Raw genomic sequence first — 15500 nt, 5'->3', positions numbered from 1 at the left:
CATGCCCGAACTGACCGTGGCGACATGCCAGTTCCCCGTGAGCGCGGACGTCGCACGGAACGGCCGGTACGTCATGCGCCAGATGCGGACCGCGAAGGAGCGGGGAGCGGATCTCGTGCACTTCCCCGAAGCCTGCCTGCCGGGATATGCGGGCACGGACTTCGCCGACCACCGGGGCTTCGACTGGGAGTTGCTGCGGTCGGTCACGCGGCGCGTCATGACGCTGGCGGGCGAGCTGGGGCTGTGGACGGTCGTCGGGTCGGCGCATCCGCTGACGGGGGAGCACAAGCCGCACAACTGCCTCTACGTGATCGACGGTTCGGGCCGCATCGCCGACCGCTACGACAAGCGCTTCTGCGCCGGCGACGCCACGGAACGTACGGGCGACCTGGCCCACTACACGCCCGGGGACCACTCGAGTGTCTTCACCGTCAGGGGAGTTCGCTGCGGCACGCTGATCTGTCACGACTACCGCTACCCGGAGCTGTACAGGGACCTCAAGCGGCAGGACGTGCAGCTCGTGCTCCACTCCTTCCACGCCGGGAACATGACGTCGCGACGGGTGGCGGCGATCCGCGCCGAGGTGGGGGAGGAGCTCGAACGCCTCAACCCCGGAGGGGTGTTCAGCCACGCCACCGTCACGCAGCAGGCGACGACGACCGCTCAGGCCGGGGCGAGCCACGTGTGGATCAGCTGCGCCAACTCCTCGGCACGCGAAAGCTGTTGGGGCGCGTTCTTCGTCCGGGCGGACGGCATGACCACGGGCCGTCTGCCGCGCAACCGGGCCGGGGTGCTGGTCTCCACCGCGGACACGGAGGAGGAGCTCTACGACTCCACCGCCGCGTGGCGGGACCGGGCGATGTCCGGGGTGCTCCACAGCGGGACGGCGGTCGAGGATCCGCGCTCGGCGCGGCGGCAGGAGCTGTAGCGCGGCGGCGGCCGTTCGGCGGCCAGGCCCCGGGCGGGCGCGAGCGGGCGCGGGCGGGCGGGCGCGGACGGCTTCGGCGCGCAGGGCAGAATGCCCGGCATGGCACCACAGGCACCGCCCCCGCACTTCCAGGGCGCCGGCGACGGCCCCACCATCGGCTTCGATCTCGACATGACGCTGATCGACTCCCGTCCCGGCATCAGAGCGACCTACGAGGCACTCTCCGCCGCGACGGGCACGTACATCGACGCCGCGCTCGCCGTCACCCGCCTCGGGCCGCCCCTGGAGCAGGAGTTGGCGCACTGGTACCCCGACGAGCAGATCGCGGGGGTCTCCGAGCTCTACCGGGAGCTGTACCGGCAGCACGGCATAGAGCCGGCCCTCGCCATGCCGGGCGCCCGCGAAGCCGTCACAGCGGTACAGGACGCGGGCGGCCGCGCCGTCGTGGTCACCGCCAAGCACGAGCCGAACGCGAAGCTGCACCTGGCGCATCTCGGCATCGAACCGGACGCCGTGGTGGGCTGGTTGTGGGCCGAGGCGAAGGCCGAGGCACTCGGCGAGCACGGCGCGCGCGCGTACGTGGGCGACCACACCGGCGACGTACGGGGAGCCAGGACGGCCGGCGTCATCTCCGTGGCCGTTCCCACCGGGCCGTGCGATGCGGAGGAACTGCGAGCGGCCGGGGCGGATGTCGTGCTGGAGGACGGGCTCACGGAGTTCCCCGCGTGGCTGGGCGCGTTCCGCCGCTCCGGTACGGCGTGACTCAGCGCGCCGACAAGCGCTGCACGGCCGAGCGTGCTTCGCGCCGCTGGCAGGCGGCGGAGCGTACGACACCGGCGGCGGCCAGCGCGAAGCCCGCGGCCATCAGCATGCAGACGAAGTAGGCGGGGGCGGGGAACGGCTCGGTCCCGAGGAAGAGCGGGGCGATCGTGACGAGTGTGGCGAGAGCGCCGACGAGGAAAATCACGCCGCCGATTCGTACGAGAAGATCACCGGCGCGGGACGTTTCAGTGTTCACACGGCCAGGGTAGATCGGTTGGCAACTGTACGGAGGAACCGCTCGGCGGCTCCCCCTGGGCCCCGAGGGGCCCGGAGGTACCCCCAGCCACCGGGTGCCGGGGGACTAGCCTTGGTGATGAGCGGGTCATGCGGCCCGCTCGACTGCTCTTCGGAGCCGGTTCAGGACGAGATCACAAGCATTCACCACTCACCAGCTTTCAGGACGCAGCCGAGGCTGCCCGGCAGTACGAGGACGAGGACAGACGTGCCTACCGGCAAGGTCAAGTGGTTCAACAGCGAGAAGGGCTTCGGCTTCCTCTCCCGCGACGACGGCGGCGATGTGTTCGTGCATTCCTCCGTGTTGCCCAGCGGAGTGGACGCGCTGAAGCCCGGCCAGAAGGTCGAGTTCGGCGTCGTCGCCGGGCAACGCGGTGACCAGGCCCTCTCGGTGAGCGTGCTGGACCCGGCTCCCTCCGTCGCGGCGGCGCAGCGGCGCAAGCCCGACGAACTGGCCTCGATCGTCCAGGACCTCACCACACTCCTGGATGGGGTCTCGCAGTCCCTCGAACGCGGCCGCTACCCCGACAAGCAGCACGGTCGCAAGATCGCCGGGATGCTGAGAGCCGTCGCGGACCAGCTCGACGTCTGAGCGGCGGAGCCGCCGGGCCGCGGCGTGGCCCGGCCCGCAGTGCCGCCTCGGGTCGACCTCGCGCAGGACCCCGCCCTGGAGGTCCCGTCCGGGAGGTCCCGCTCGGGAGATCCGCTCAGGGTCAGGGGAATCTCAGCGCGCCGTCGGCGAGGGGCGGAACCAGCCCCTCCGCCGCGGCGCGCGTGAGCAGTCCGCGTACCGCGGCGATGCCGTCCTCGCCGAGGTCGGCGGTGAACTCGTTGACGTAGAGCCCGATGTGCTGATCGGCGACGGCGGGATCCATCTCCTGCGCGTGCTCGAGGACGTACGGGCGTGACGCCTCCGGGTCCTCCCACGCCATCCGCACCGACGTCCGGGCCGCCGCGGCCAGCGAGAGCAGCGTCTCCGCGCCGAGAGAGCGGCGCGCGACGATCGCGCCCAGCGGGATCGGCAGTCGGGTCGTGTTCTCCCAGTGCTCGCCCATGTCGGCGAGCTTGTGCAGCCCGTACTCCTGGTACGTGAAGCGCGCTTCGTGGATGACGAGCCCGGCGTCGACCGTGCCGTCCCGCACCGCGGGCATGATCTCGTGGAACGGCAGCACGACGACTTCGCCCACGTCGCCCGGCACCTCCTCCGCCGCCCACAGACGGAAGAGCAGATACGCGGTGGAGCGCTCGCTGGGCACGGCGACGGTCTTGCCGCGCAGGCCGGCGGCGGCGGTCCGGCCACGGGTGAGGACGAGCGGGCCGCAGCCGCGGCCCAGCGCCCCGCCGCAGGGCAGCAGCGCGTACTCGTCCAGCACCCAGGGCAGCACGCCGTACGAGATCTTCAGAACGTCGAGCTCACCGCGTTGCGCCATGCCGTTGGTGACGTCGATGTCGGCGAAGGTGACGTCCAGCGGCGGTGCGCCCGGCACACGGCCGTGCGCCCAGGCGTCGAAGACGAAGGTGTCGTTGGGGCACGGCGAATAAGCGATGCTCACCGTGCGGTCCGCCGCTCGCTGGCCGGGGACGTGGACGTGCGCGCTCATGCCTTCCATGCTCGCAGCACGGGGAGCAGTGCCGCGCAGCCGCCCCCGAGCGCCGTCAGCGCCTCGGGGATCCGCCAGGCGGCCCGGTCCCGCGGCCCGCAGGAGTTGGAGACGGTACGCAGCTCCAGCACCGGCACGCCGTGCGCGGCGGCTGCCTCCGCGACGCCGAAGCCCTCCATGGCCTCGGCCGCCGCGCCGGGGTGGCGGGCGGTCAACTCCTCGGCGCGCTCGGCCGATCCGGTCACCGTCGAGACGGTGAGGACGGCGCCGGCCGCCGCCCCGGTCGCCTCGGCCGCCGACCGTACGAGCTGCTCGGGCGGGCGGTGCTCGACCGTGCCGAAGCCGAGATCGGCGACGGAGGCGAAGCCCGCCGGAGTGGCGGCGCCGAGGTCGGCGGCGACGATCGAGGTGGCGACGACGGTGCCGCCCAGCGGCTGCCCGAAGCCTCCGGCGATGCCCGCGGAGACGACGACGTCGTAGGGCTCGCCGCCGGCCGACGCGGCGGTGAGGGCCGTGGCGGTGCCGGCCGCGGCGGCGGCCGGACCGACGCCGGCGGCGAGCACGTCGACGACGAGCGGACCGCCGCCCGGGCGGGCGTGGACGCGGTGCACGGCGTAGCCGCCCTGCCCGCCCGCCCCGCCCGGCAGCTGCACGAGCGCTGCTCCGCCGAGGCCGGAGACGGCCGCGTCCCGTTCCGCCGCTACGGCGGTCACGATCAGGACGCGCACGGCACCGGGGGACGGGGACGTCGACCGGGACGTCGACTGGGACGGCGACGGGGACACGGCCGGGTCACCCTGCCGTCAGCCGGTCTTCTTCAGACCGAGATGCCAGACGCCCTTGAAGTTCTTGCCTTCCGTCTGGACGACGCTCACCCGCGCCGTCTCCTTCGACTCGCCGCCGCCGTCCGCGGACTGCTGCTGGAAGAAGGCGTCGCCGTTGAAGGTGTAGTACGTCTTGTGGATCGGGTCGGGCACCGCGGGACGTCCGTCGACCACGAGGAGCCAGCCGCTCTCCGCCGTCTCCGGCTCGACTCCGAGGCGCAGCTTGTCGCCCGCGCCGATCTTGACGGTCGTGCCGGCCTTCTCGCCCAGGCACTTCTTGGCCTCACCGGTCGGCAGCGTCCTGCCCTCGTCGTAGCAGGCCGCCTCGGTGGTGACGGAGTTGCTGTTCACGGTCGCGGTCACCAGCGGAGTCGGCTTCTCGCACGCCGACAGGGCGAACAGGCCGAGGGCGGCGGCCCCGACGGCAGTGACACGGGAGCGGAGAACCCGCCGGGAGATCGCGTAGCTCATGTGCGGCAGGCTACCGGGCTGTCGCGGGGCCCCGGCCGGGCGGGTGCCGGTCAGGCGGTGCGCGGACGCGGGGAGCCGTGCCGGGCCGCCCGCAGCAGATTCCGCACGGACAGCGCCACCCCGAGGGCCACCAGCACCGCGCCCACGCACATCCCGAGCGTGCCGATCAGCGGCAGCGAGATGCCCAGACCGCCGCCCACGACCCACGACATCTGCATCAGGGTCTCCGAACGAGCGAAGGCGGACGTGCGCACCTCCTCCGGCATGTCCCGCTGGATCAGAGCGTCGAGGGAGAGCTTGCCCAGGGCCTGGGTGACGCCGGCCGTGGTGGCGACCGTGACCAGCGTGACCGTCCCGTACAGCGCGGACGCGGCGACGGTGGCGGCCAGCGCGAGAGAGAGCACGCAGGCGATGATCAGTTCCGGGGCGCGGGCCTTGAGCCATGAACCTATGGCCGTGCCGAGTGCGTTGCCTCCGCCCGCCGCCACGGCCACGACGGCCAGGGAGACGGCACCGGACAGTCCGCTGAGCGGCTGGTCGCGGAGGAGGAAGGCGAGGAAGAAGGTGAGAAAGCCGGAGAGTCCGCGCAGCGCCGAGTTGGCGACGAGGGCGCTGCGGACCGGGGCGCCCACGGTGCGCAGCCTGGGACGCCGCTCACGGGCGGCGGCAGGTGGCTCGTCGCGCGGTGCCTTCCGCAGGGAGACGACTCCCGGCGCCAGCTGTGCCTTGCGCTCGCCCTTGGCGGAGTCCACCTTGCCCGGCAGGGAGAACGACAGGAACGCACCGAGGACGAAGACCGTGAAGGCCCCGTACAGAGGCCAGTGCGAGCCGAGCTGATGCAGCCCCGCACCGAGCGGCGCCGCGGCACCGGTGGCCACCAGCCCCGCGAGGGTGACCCGCGAGTTGGCCTTCACCAGTGAGAACGCCCGCGGCAGCAGACGCGGCACGACGGCCGAGCGCACCACTCCGTACGCCTTCGACGACACCAGTACCGCCAGAGCCGCCGGATAGAGCTCCAGGTCGCCGGTCTCCACCGCCCCCGCCATCGTCAGTGCGAGCAGCGCCCGCGCGAGCATCGACGCCGCCATGGCAGCCCGCCGTCCGTGCGGCACCTTGTCCAGGAGCGGTCCGACGACGGGTGCGAGGAGCGCGAAGGGGGCCATCGTGACGAGGAGGTAGAGCGCGACCCGGCCGCGCGCCTCGCCGGTGGGCACGGAGAAGAAGATGGTGGAGGCGAGCGCGACCGTGATCAGCATGTCGCCCGCTGAGTTGACGGCGTGCAGCTCGATGAGTTTCCCGAGCCCGGACTCGCCCGCTCCGTGCGCGTGTGTGAGGCGCCGCAGGCGCCTGGCCACCGCCGCGGGTGGCCGTCGCACGGCACGCGCGGCTCCGCGAAGCTTCTGACGCAGGCGTCGGGGCTCGGCAGCCACGAGCTTCAGTTTGCCCCACGGGCCGTACACGATGCGGAGAGTCCACGCCGTACGGCGTCTCATGGGCAATCCCTCGACGAGTCCCGCGGATTGTGTGGGGTAGCGTGGGTCAACGGTGCGTTCCGCACGGCCCCGAGCGGGGCGCGTACGTCGCAGCGGCTCCCCGGTCCCGCTCCGTCCGCATTCCGCCCGTCCCTTCCACGGCCGCCGTACAGGAGTGCACGCCGACAACGGCGCTATGGCGTAGGAGAGACGATTCTTGTGAGTGCTGCATGAGTGCCGCGACGCGAAGCGGCCGTACCCGCCGCTCCTCCGTGCCGGACCGGCTGTGCGCCGAAGCCGTCACGCTCGCACGGGAAGCGGTCGAGGCGGTCGCCGCACCCGGCGAGCTCGGCGAACACGTGGACGTCGTCGCCGACGGCGACCGCGTCGTCACCCACCTCTTCGAGTGCCTCGTGCCCGGTTACCGGGGCTGGCGCTGGGCGGCGACGGTGACCCGGGCATCACGGGCGAAGACGGTCACACTGGATGAAACCGTTCTGCTTCCCGGCCCCGACGCCCTCCTCGCACCCGAGTGGGTTCCCTGGAGCGAGCGGCTGCGCCCCGGCGACCTCGGGCCGGGCGATCTGCTGCCCACAGAGGCGGAGGACCTCCGTCTCGAACCGGGGTACGCCGGTGACGAGACCGGTGATCTGCCGGGAACGGACGGAACGTCGGCGCCCGGCCTGGAAGACCTCGTGGAGGAGGAAGAGGTCGACCTGCTGCCCGGTTCGCCCCGGGACCTCGCCGCCGTGTCCTCCCCTCCGGAGCGCGGCACGATCGCGGCGGTGGCGGAGGAGCTGGGCATGACCCGGCCGCGCATCCTCTCCCGCTACGGGCTGCTGTCCGCGGCGGAGCGCTGGGAGGAGGAGTACGGGCCGGACACGCCGATGGCGCAGTCGGCCCCCGCGAACTGTGTGACCTGCGGGTTCCTCATGCCCCTCGTGGGGTCGCTGCGGCAGGCGTTCGGCGTCTGCGCGAACGAGTACAGCCCCGCGGACGGTCGCGTGGTCTCCCTCGCCTACGGCTGCGGCGGACACTCCGAGGCGGCGGTCATGCCGAAGACCCCGCAGCCTCCGCCGCCCGTCATCGACGAGACGCGGGCGGACGAGCTGTCGTAGGTCCCGGGCCGCATGACGGGCGGGGTGGCGGGACGACGAAGGAGACGGCGATGGTTCAGGGTGACGCACAGGCCGACGTGTTCGGGACGGCACGGCTGCGGCGGGGCGTGCTGGACGCGTGGGCCGCGTCGCCCGCGCGTTTCCGCGAGGACGCCAACGCCGAGCAGGAGCTGGCACTCGGCGGCTACCGCGACCGCCTCGTCGTCGAACTCGCACAGAACGCTGCCGACGCCGCCGCCCGCGTGGGGACGGCGGGGCGGCTGAGGCTCACCCTCAGCGACGGCGTGCTCGTCGTCGCCAACAGCGGTGCGCCGCTGGACGGGACGGGCGTGGAGTCGCTCTCGACGCTGCGTGCCTCGGCCAAACGCGACGAGCGGGACGAGGCGGCCGTCGGCCGGTTCGGCGTCGGCTTCTCCGCGGTGCTCGCCGTCACGGACGAGCCCGCCGTCCTGGGACGCGCCGGCGGCGTGCGGTGGTCGCTCGCCGACGCACGGGAGATGGTGCTGGAAGCTGCGCACCAAGCACCCGCCCTGGGCGAGGAGTTGCGCCGACGCGACGGCCACGCACCGCTGCTGCGGCTGCCGTTGCCCGCGGAGGGCACCGCTCCCGACGGCTATGAGACGGCCGTCGTGCTGCCCATACGGGACACGGCCGCGGAGGAGCTGACGGAGCGTCTGCTCGCTGCCGTCGACGACGCGTTGCTGCTGACGCTGCCGGGACTCGAGGAAGTCGTCGTCGAGTTGCCCGGCGAGGGCACCAGGACCTTCACCCGCCACGACCTCGGTACCGGGGCAGGAGCTGACGCAGGCGCCGACGGCTCCCCGGCCGCCGGGGAGGCCGCAGATGCCGCGGAGGCCGCTGGTTCCGGCGCCGCTGGTTCCGGCGTCGTCGAGATCCGCTGCGAGGACGGCGACGGGACGCGCACCGTCCGGCGATGGCGCGTGGCACGCGCCGGCGGACGTGCGGCGCAGGAGCTGCTCGCGGACCGTCCGGTCGAGGAGCGCATGCGTCCCGGCTGGTCGGTGACGTGGGCCGTCCCCGTCGAGGACGGACGCCCGGTGCGGCCGCCGACGGCGGCGTACGTGCACGCCCCGACACCGACGGACGAACCACTGGGGCTGCCCGCGCTCCTCATCGCGGACTTCCCGCTCGATTCGACACGACGGCACGTCGCACGGGGGCCGTTGACGGATTTCCTGCTGGAGCAGGCGGCAAGTACGTACGTGCGACTGCTGCATGACTGGCGGCCTGTGACGCCCGACCTCGTCGATCTGGTGCCCGGACCGCTGGGGAAGAGCGAACTCGACGGCGCGCTGCGCCAGTTGCTGCTCGCCCGGCTGCCGGACGTCCCGTTCCTCAGCGGCGCGGGCACCCACGAGGACGGCGGACCCGTCGTGCTGCGTCCCCGTGAGGCGGAGATCGCCGAGGGCGCGGGCGCCCGTACGGTCGCCGTTCTGGCGGAGCTGTTCCCCGGCCTGCTGCCCGCGGGACTGGAGCGGCGGACGGAGCTGCGCGCACTGGACGTGGCGCGTGTACCGCTCGGCGAGATCATCGACCGCCTCGCGGGTGTCGAGCGGACGCCGGAATGGTGGTGGCGGCTGTACGACTCCCTCGCGGGCGTGGACCCCGACAGGCTCACGGGGCTGCCCGTGCCGCTGGCCGGCGGGGACTCCGCCCGCCCCGGCTCCTCGGGGGCGCGTACGGCCATCGGCCCGCGTCAGGTGCTGCTGCCCCTGCCGGACTCCGCCCCGGAGCAGGAGCGGGCGCGGCAGCTCGCCCGTCTGGGGCTGAAGGTGGCACACCCCGACGCCGCGCACCCGCTGCTGGAGAAGCTCGGCGCGACGGGTGCCACACCCCGTGCCGTGCTGACGACCCCGCAGGTGCGGGCGGCTGTCGCCGCGTCACTCGACGCCGAGGAAGCCTGGGACGACGGACTCGGCGAGGACGGCCAAGGCCCTCTGGACGCCGATGAGCTGGCGGACGTCGTGCTCGGCCTCGTACGCGACGCGGGCCTCGCGCCCGGCGACGAGCCCTGGCTGGGCGCACTGGCGCTCCCCGACGAGGACGGCGAACTCGTCCCCGCGGGAGAACTCGTCCTCCCCGGCAGCCCTTTCGAGCGCGTCATCCGCGAGGACGAACTCCCGGTGTGCGACGCCGAGTTGAGCGAGCGCTGGGGTGAGCAGGCGCTGACCGCCGCCGGGGTGCAGGCGACCTTCGCACTGGTGCGGGCCACCGACGTCGTGCTCGACCCCGACGAAATGGAGCCGCGCGAGGGCGACTTCGCCGAACCCGACGACGTGGGGCTGCTCGACGCCGTCGACGTGTGGTGCGAGGACGTACTGGACCAGCTCCCGGAGAGCGAGGCGGCGGTGCCGCCCGTGGCGTCCGAACTCGTGGCCGTACGCGACCTGGACCTGGTCGACGACGACAACTGGCCGGAAGTGCTGGCGATGCTCGCCGAGCCGCCGCTGCGGGACGCGCTCACCGCACCGGTGCGCGTCCTGCTGCCCGACGGTGTCACAGAGACGGTCCGCCCCTACACGGCGTGGTGGCTGCGCGGTCATCCCGTGCTGGACGGGCGCCGCCCGGCAGGGCTGCGCGCAGCGGGCGGCGACCCGCTGCTGGCCGGGCTCTACGACGAGGCGGACGCCTCCGGCTTCTCCGACGCGCAGGTGCTGCGCGCGCTCGGCATCCGTACATCGGCTGCGGCACTGCTGGAGGAGCCGGGAGGTGCGGCGGAGCTGCTGGGACGGCTCGCCGAGCCGGACCTCGAGGTAGGTCATGCTCAATTGCACGGACTCTACGGGCTGTTGGCCGAGCTGGATCCGGACGAGGTGACACTCCCGGAAGAGCTGCGCGCCGTGGTGGCGGCCACCGGCGAGATCGAGGTCGTGCCCAGGGAGGACGCGCTCATCGCGGACGCCCCCGACCTGATCCCGGTGGCCGGCAGGCGGCTGCTGCTGCCCGTACCGCCCGCGGGCGCCGCGGGACTCGCCGCGGTGCTGGAGGTGCGGCGGCTCGGCGAAGCGGTCCCGGGCACGGTCGACGAGGCCGCATCCGGCGAGGGCACGGAGCGTGCAGTGCCCGCGGCCGTGCGCTTCCTGCTGCCGGACGCGCCCCTGACGTACCGCGAACACGACGAGCTGGTGGTGGACGGCACCGACGTGGACTGGCGCCGCACACCGGACGGTGTGCTGCACGCGGCGACGCTGGAGGGCGTCGCCGCCGGGCTGGCCTGGTCGGCGGGCCACTGGGCGCGCCGCTTCGAGGTGGCCGCCCTGCTGGAGGACCCGGAGCGCGTGGCCGAGCTGGAGCGGGCCCGCTGGTTCGACTGAGCCGGGCTCGGCCGGCCGGCCGAGCCGGCTGACCCACCCGGCGCGCCGCGATGAGTTCCGCACCGCTGAACGGTCATTCCGGGCATGACTTCTCTCACGCTCACCACGTTCCTGTCACTGGACGGGGTCATGCAGGCCCCCGGCGGGCCCAACGAGGACACCGGCGGCGGCTTCGACCAGGGCGGCTGGCTCGTGCCGTACGCGGACGCGGACATGGGCGCCTTCATGGACGAGACGATCGCCAAGGCGGAGGGGTTCGTCCTCGGACGCCGCACGTACGAGATCTTCGCCGCGCACTGGCCGAGCGTCACGGACCCGGACGACCCGATCGCCACCAGCCTCAACAGCCAGCCCAAGTACGTCGCCTCCACCACCCTCGGCGAACCCGAGTGGCACAACACGACCGTCCTCAGCGAGGACGTGCCACGGCAGGTCGCCGCCCTGAAGAAGCAGGCGAGCGGAGAGCTGCAGATCCACGGCAGCGCACAGCTCGCCCAGTCCCTGATGGCTCACGACCTCATCGACGAGTACCGGCTGCTCACCTACCCGGTCGTACTCGGCACGGGCAAGCGGCTGTTCGCGGAGGGCGCGCTCCCCACGGCGCTGGAGCTCACGGGCAGCCGCACGACCGGCACCGGCATCGCGATCCACACCTACAGATGGGCGGGCCGGCCGACGTACGGAACCTTCGAGCTGGAGTGACCCCGGGCTCGGCAGGCAAGCAGGCAGACGGGCGGCCCGTCGGCCGGTGGCCCCGGGCTAGCCTCGGGCGGATGGGCACCGAAGAGACACCGGCGGACGCGGCAGAGAAACCGGGCCCGCCCTTCACCGAGGGGCGGGCCCGCGCAGTGCTCGAAGCGGCAGGGGAGGCGGCCGGCACCGGCGACGCGGAACTGCTCGCCCTCGGCGAGAACGCCGTCTTCGCGCTGAGGGCGGCGCGCGGGACACGGCAGCCCGCCGTCGTACGCGTCGGGCGGGGCCCGTGGCAGCGCGAGCGCGCCGCACGCGAACTCCGCACGGCCGCCTGGCTGGAGGAACAGAACGTGCCTGCCGTACGGGCGGCACGTCCCGGCGTCACCGTCGTCGACGGGCACCCGCTCACCTACTGGCGGCGCCTGCCCGACGCCGTACGCCCGGCCACACCCGCGGACCTGGCCGAGCTGCTGCTCCTCGTGCACGCCCTGCCGCCGCCGCCCTTCCCCCTGCCGCGCCGTGACCTGCTCTCCGGAGTGGAGCGCTGGCTCCGGCTGGCGGGCGACGCGGTCCCCGCCGAGGACGCGGCCTGGCTGCGGGCACGGCGCGACGACTTCGCGGCCGCCGTCGCGGCCCTGACGCCGGCGCTCCCGCCGGGCCCGGTGCACGGCGACGCTCTCCCGCGCAACGTCCACGTCGGCCCGGACGGGCCGCTGCTGCTGGACCTGGAGACCTTCTCCGACGACATGCGCGAGCACGATCTGACCGTCCTCGCCCTCGGCCTGGACCGGTACGGACTGACCGCTCAGGAGTACGCCCGCTTCGTGCGCGTCTACGGCTGGGACGTACGCGAGTGGTCCGGCTGCGCGGTGCTGCGGGGCGCGCGGGAGACGGCCAGTTGCGCGTGGGTGGCACAGCACGCGCCCGGGAACCCCGCTGCGCGCCGGGAGTTCGCACGCCGAGTGGCTTCACTCCGGGAGGACGACGTGACGGTGCGCTGGCTCGCGTTCTAGCGCGTGGCCGGGACGGTCCGCCGGGCGTCGCGAGCCGGTGAACCTGCCGGGTCGCAGCACCAGCCGTGCAGGTCAGCGCGTCCGGTTCCGGCTCGGGGCCCGGCGCCCGTCCCGGGCTGCGGCGCTGTCACGTTCGCCGTGCCGCGGGTGTTTCACCCAGCGCCAGGTCGCCTCCAGGGCCGCCGCTGACACCCCCGCGACGGCCACCCCTGTCCACGGCATGGCCGTGCCCACGAGCTTCAGCGCGAAGAAGTGCTGCAGCCACGGTGTCGCCAGTACGGTCAGGAAGCCCAGCCCCATCGTCAGCACCAGGACGACGCGCCACCACGAGTAGGGACGGGCGACGATCGCCAGTACCCACATGGCGATCAGGAAGAGCGTCAGAGTCGCCACGCTCGTCTCGGCAGCCAGCGATCCCCGGCCCGTGTAGTGGTGACGGGCCACCAGGTACATGACGAAGGTGGCCGTCCCCGCGATGAGCCCCGCCGGTACCGAGTAGCGCATGACCCGGCGTACGAAGTGCGGCTTCGCGCGCTCGCGGTTGGGAGCGAGGGCCAGGAAGAAGGCGGGGATGCCGATGGTCAGCGACGACAGCAGGGTCAGATGACGCGGCAGGAACGGATACGGCACCTGCCAGGCGATGACAAGCGCCGCGAGCAGCACCGAATAGACGGTCTTGGTCAGGAAAAGATGCGCGACTCGTTCGATGTTGCCGATCACACGTCTGCCCTCGGCCACCACCGAAGGGAGCGTGGCGAAGCTGTCGTCGAGCAGCACGATCTGGGCGACGGCCCGCGTCGCTTCGGAGCCCGTGCCCATGGCGACGCCGATGTCCGCGTCCTTCAGGGCCAGTACGTCGTTGACTCCGTCGCCGGTCATCGCCACGTGGTGCCCGTGGGCCTGGAGGGCGGCCACCATGTCCTGCTTCTGCCGCGGTGAGACCCGCCCGAAGACCGTGCCCCTCTCCAGCTCGCGCACCAGACCCTCGGCGTCGTCCGGAAGCAGGCGGGAGTCCACCGGGTCCTGCGCGCCCGGCAGGCGGAGCTTGGCCGCCACCGCTCCGACCGAGACCGCGTTGTCGCCGGAGAGAACCTTCGCGGCGACGTCCTGCTCCGCGAAGTAGCGCAGCGTTGCGGCCGCTTCGGGCCGCAGTCGCTGCTCCAGTATCACCAGTGCGGCCGGTTCGGCCCGGTGGACGGGCCCTCCGCGACCGGCGCTCCCGGCCCGGTCGGGAATGCCGTCCGCCGCGGCCAGCAGCAGGACGCGCAGCCCCTCCCGGCTGAGCCGGTCGACCTCCGCGAGCGCGGGATGGCCGGGCGGCAGGAGGATGTCGGGGGCGCCCAGCAGCCACGTACGGCGGGTGCCGTCCTGCTCGACGAACGTCGCGCCGCTGTACTTCCGCGCGGAGGAGAACGGCAGGGACTGCTCCGTGCGCCACGCCGCGGGGCCGCTGCCCGGCGGCCCGGCTCCGTCCGGGGAGTAGGCGTCGACGATGGCCCGCATGCTGGCGTTCGGCCGCGGATCGGCGGAGCCGAGGGCGGTCAGCACCCGCTGAAGGTAGGCGGTGTCGGAGGTGCTGCCGGCCTTGCCGTCCTGGAGGACCCGCACGCCGGTGACGTCCATGCCCCCCTCTGTCAGCGTGCCCGTCTTGTCGAGGCAGACGACGTCGACGCGGGCGAGGCCCTCGATCGCCGGGAGTTCCTGCACGAGGCACTGCCGCCGTCCCAGCCGGACGACTCCGATGGCGAAGGCGATGGAGGTCAGCAGCACCAGTCCTTCGGGCACCATCGGCGCGATGCCTCCGACCATGCGGCGGATGGCGTCGTCGATGTCGCGGTGTCCGAGCAGGAGTTGGCTCAGCACCAGACCGATGCCCGTCGGAACGATCATCCAGGTGATGTACTTGAGCAGGTCGTTGATGCCGCTCCGCAGCTCGGAGTGGACGAGGGTGAAGCGGGACGCCTCCTCCGCGAGCTGCGCGGCGTAGGCGTCCCGTCCGACTCGCGTCGCGGTGAAGGCGCCGCTTCCGGCTACGACGAAGCTGCCGGACATGATCCGGTCGCCGGGCCGTTTGAGGACGGGGTCGGCCTCACCGGTCAGCAGCGACTCGTCGATCTCCAGGGTGTCGGACTCGGCGACCTCGCCGTCCACAACGCACTTGTCACCGGGCCCGAGTTCGACGAGGTCGCCGAGCACGATCTGGTTCGTCTGCAGGTCGCGCGCGATGCCGTCGCGTCTGACGGTGGGCCGCGCCTCTCCGATGACGGCGAGGGAGTCCAGGGTCCTCTTCGCGCGGAGTTCCTGGACGATGCCGATGAGCGTGTTGGCGAGGATCACGAAGCCGAACAGGCTGTCCTGGATGGGCCCGACGATCAGGATGATCAGGAAGAGCACGCCGATGATGGCGTTGAAGCGGGTGAAGACGTTGGCCCGGACGATCTCCACGGCGGAGCGGCTGCTGCGCACCGGCACGTCGTTGACCTCGCCGCGTGCGATCCGCGCCTCCACCTCCGCGGCACTGAGCCCACGCTCCGTTCCGGGTGCGGACCGCCCCTCTTCCCGCTGTGTCATGCCCCGACGTTACGGGCGCTTGGTGAGCCTTGTCCTGTTTCGCCGGGCGCGTTGGCGGCGGTGCGGGGGCGCCCGACTCCTGCTCAGCGGCTGTCGTCCTGCGGGGGAGCGGATGCCGGCGGAGGCTGAGATGTGCTCTGCAGTGCGGTGCGCAGAGCGGAACTCAGCGGCTCCGGCAGCGGCTCCCCCTGCGTACTCCTCACCAGGGCCGCGGCGACCTTGTGCAGCTTGACGTTCGCGTGCTGCGAGACGGCGACCAGCACCTTCCAGGCGGTCGGCGGTGTGCAGCGGTAGGCGGCCATGAGGACGCCGTGCGCCTGGTCGATCACCGGTCGCGTCTCCATCGCCCGGCGCAACTGCTCCAGCTCGGCATGCGGACTCTCCGCGTCGCCCATGCTTGCCCCACTTCCACTCAGGG

At 73.0% G+C, this 15500-nt stretch carries 14 protein-coding genes; 7 read left to right on the top strand and 7 right to left on the bottom strand.

Translation table 11 applies throughout. From position 1 onward, the window contains the following. Window position 1: 1 nt before the first annotated feature. Complete coding sequence (locus ACFPA8_RS10255; protein WP_386445657.1) at window positions 2-928, top strand: carbon-nitrogen hydrolase family protein; 927 nt, start codon at window positions 2-4, stop codon at window positions 926-928. A gap of 99 nt (window positions 929-1027) precedes the next feature. After that, window positions 1028-1690 carry an HAD family hydrolase gene (locus tag ACFPA8_RS10250; RefSeq protein ID WP_386445654.1) on the top strand — a complete coding sequence of 221 codons (663 nt, stop codon included), beginning with the start codon at window positions 1028-1030 and terminating at the stop codon, window positions 1688-1690. Window position 1691: 1 nt separating this feature from the next. Here ACFPA8_RS10250 and ACFPA8_RS10245 read toward each other — a convergent pair whose 3' ends face one another. Continuing rightward, window positions 1692-1946, bottom strand: coding sequence for a hypothetical protein (locus ACFPA8_RS10245; RefSeq protein WP_386445651.1), 255 nt, complete (start codon window positions 1944-1946; stop codon window positions 1692-1694). Window positions 1947-2192: 246 nt separating this feature from the next. On the opposite strand from ACFPA8_RS10245, the gene ACFPA8_RS10240 reads away from it, so the two are divergent. Beyond that, window positions 2193-2576: a cold-shock protein gene (locus ACFPA8_RS10240; RefSeq protein ID WP_386445648.1), complete on the top strand. Its 384-nt coding sequence runs from the start codon at window positions 2193-2195 to the stop codon at window positions 2574-2576. 121 nt (window positions 2577-2697) lie between these two features. Here ACFPA8_RS10240 and ACFPA8_RS10235 read toward each other — a convergent pair whose 3' ends face one another. From ACFPA8_RS10235 to ACFPA8_RS10220, 4 genes are all read right to left on the bottom strand, one after another. Next, the gene (locus tag ACFPA8_RS10235; RefSeq protein ID WP_386445645.1) at window positions 2698-3585 is read right to left on the bottom strand and encodes a 1,4-dihydroxy-6-naphthoate synthase; all 888 of its coding nucleotides are present in this window, start codon (window positions 3583-3585) and stop codon (window positions 2698-2700) included. Then, window positions 3582-4313 (bottom strand): futalosine hydrolase, encoded by a 732-nt coding sequence (locus tag ACFPA8_RS10230; protein ID WP_386446302.1) that lies wholly within the window; start codon window positions 4311-4313, stop codon window positions 3582-3584. The genes ACFPA8_RS10235 and ACFPA8_RS10230 overlap by 4 nt, the downstream gene beginning before the upstream one ends. Window positions 4314-4388: 75 nt before the next feature. Next, the gene (locus ACFPA8_RS10225; RefSeq protein WP_386445642.1) at window positions 4389-4880 is read right to left on the bottom strand and encodes a DUF2771 domain-containing protein; all 492 of its coding nucleotides are present in this window, start codon (window positions 4878-4880) and stop codon (window positions 4389-4391) included. Window positions 4881-4930: 50 nt separating this feature from the next. Beyond that, window positions 4931-6373: an MFS transporter gene (locus tag ACFPA8_RS10220; protein WP_386445640.1), complete on the bottom strand. Its 1443-nt coding sequence runs from the start codon at window positions 6371-6373 to the stop codon at window positions 4931-4933. A 209-nt stretch (window positions 6374-6582) separates the two neighbouring features. On the opposite strand from ACFPA8_RS10220, the gene ACFPA8_RS10215 reads away from it, so the two are divergent. The 4 genes from ACFPA8_RS10215 to ACFPA8_RS10200 all read left to right on the top strand — a co-directional run bounded on the left by ACFPA8_RS10215 (window position 6583) and on the right by ACFPA8_RS10200 (window position 12511). Then, window positions 6583-7470, top strand: a complete 888-nt coding sequence (locus tag ACFPA8_RS10215) for a DUF3027 domain-containing protein (RefSeq protein ID WP_386445637.1) — start codon at window positions 6583-6585, stop codon at window positions 7468-7470. Window positions 7471-7520: 50 nt separating this feature from the next. Then, on the top strand, window positions 7521-10805 hold the full coding sequence (locus ACFPA8_RS10210; protein ID WP_386445634.1) for a sacsin N-terminal ATP-binding-like domain-containing protein: 3285 nt from the start codon (window positions 7521-7523) through the stop codon (window positions 10803-10805). An 84-nt stretch (window positions 10806-10889) separates the two neighbouring features. Beyond that, complete coding sequence (locus ACFPA8_RS10205; protein WP_386445631.1) at window positions 10890-11507, top strand: dihydrofolate reductase family protein; 618 nt, start codon at window positions 10890-10892, stop codon at window positions 11505-11507. Window positions 11508-11578: 71 nt separating this feature from the next. Then, the gene (locus ACFPA8_RS10200) at window positions 11579-12511 is read left to right on the top strand and encodes a phosphotransferase enzyme family protein (protein ID WP_386445628.1); all 933 of its coding nucleotides are present in this window, start codon (window positions 11579-11581) and stop codon (window positions 12509-12511) included. A 72-nt stretch (window positions 12512-12583) separates the two neighbouring features. Here ACFPA8_RS10200 and ACFPA8_RS10195 read toward each other — a convergent pair whose 3' ends face one another. Then, a complete protein-coding gene (locus ACFPA8_RS10195; protein WP_386445625.1) occupies window positions 12584-15082 on the bottom strand; it encodes an HAD-IC family P-type ATPase in 2499 nt (832 codons plus the stop codon). Between the two features lie 83 nt (window positions 15083-15165). Next, a complete protein-coding gene (locus tag ACFPA8_RS10190) occupies window positions 15166-15477 on the bottom strand; it encodes an ANTAR domain-containing protein (protein WP_386445622.1) in 312 nt (103 codons plus the stop codon). Window positions 15478-15500: the final 23 nt, after the last annotated feature.

The sequence above is a fragment of the Streptomyces ovatisporus genome (assembly GCF_042653885.1).
Classification (GTDB): domain Bacteria; phylum Actinomycetota; class Actinomycetes; order Streptomycetales; family Streptomycetaceae; genus Streptomyces; species Streptomyces ovatisporus.
This window is presented reverse-complemented; position numbering and strand designations above follow the sequence as displayed.

Excerpts from the sequence above, each read along its gene's own strand:
- ACFPA8_RS10255 (WP_386445657.1), top strand. The coding sequence starts at position 2 with ATGCCCGAACTGACCGTGGCGACATGCCAGTTCCCCGTGAGCGCGGAC.
- ACFPA8_RS10250 (WP_386445654.1), top strand. The coding sequence starts at position 1,028 with ATGGCACCACAGGCACCGCCCCCGCACTTCCAGGGCGCCGGCGACGGC.
- ACFPA8_RS10235 (WP_386445645.1), bottom strand. The coding sequence starts at position 3,585 with ATGAGCGCGCACGTCCACGTCCCCGGCCAGCGAGCGGCGGACCGCACG.
- ACFPA8_RS10225 (WP_386445642.1), bottom strand. The coding sequence starts at position 4,880 with ATGAGCTACGCGATCTCCCGGCGGGTTCTCCGCTCCCGTGTCACTGCC.
- ACFPA8_RS10220 (WP_386445640.1), bottom strand. The coding sequence starts at position 6,373 with ATGAGACGCCGTACGGCGTGGACTCTCCGCATCGTGTACGGCCCGTGG.
- ACFPA8_RS10215 (WP_386445637.1), top strand. The coding sequence starts at position 6,583 with ATGAGTGCCGCGACGCGAAGCGGCCGTACCCGCCGCTCCTCCGTGCCG.
- ACFPA8_RS10210 (WP_386445634.1), top strand. The coding sequence starts at position 7,521 with ATGGTTCAGGGTGACGCACAGGCCGACGTGTTCGGGACGGCACGGCTG.
- ACFPA8_RS10205 (WP_386445631.1), top strand. The coding sequence starts at position 10,890 with ATGACTTCTCTCACGCTCACCACGTTCCTGTCACTGGACGGGGTCATG.
- ACFPA8_RS10200 (WP_386445628.1), top strand. The coding sequence starts at position 11,579 with ATGGGCACCGAAGAGACACCGGCGGACGCGGCAGAGAAACCGGGCCCG.
- ACFPA8_RS10195 (WP_386445625.1), bottom strand. The coding sequence starts at position 15,082 with ATGACACAGCGGGAAGAGGGGCGGTCCGCACCCGGAACGGAGCGTGGG.
- ACFPA8_RS10190 (WP_386445622.1), bottom strand. The coding sequence starts at position 15,477 with ATGGGCGACGCGGAGAGTCCGCATGCCGAGCTGGAGCAGTTGCGCCGG.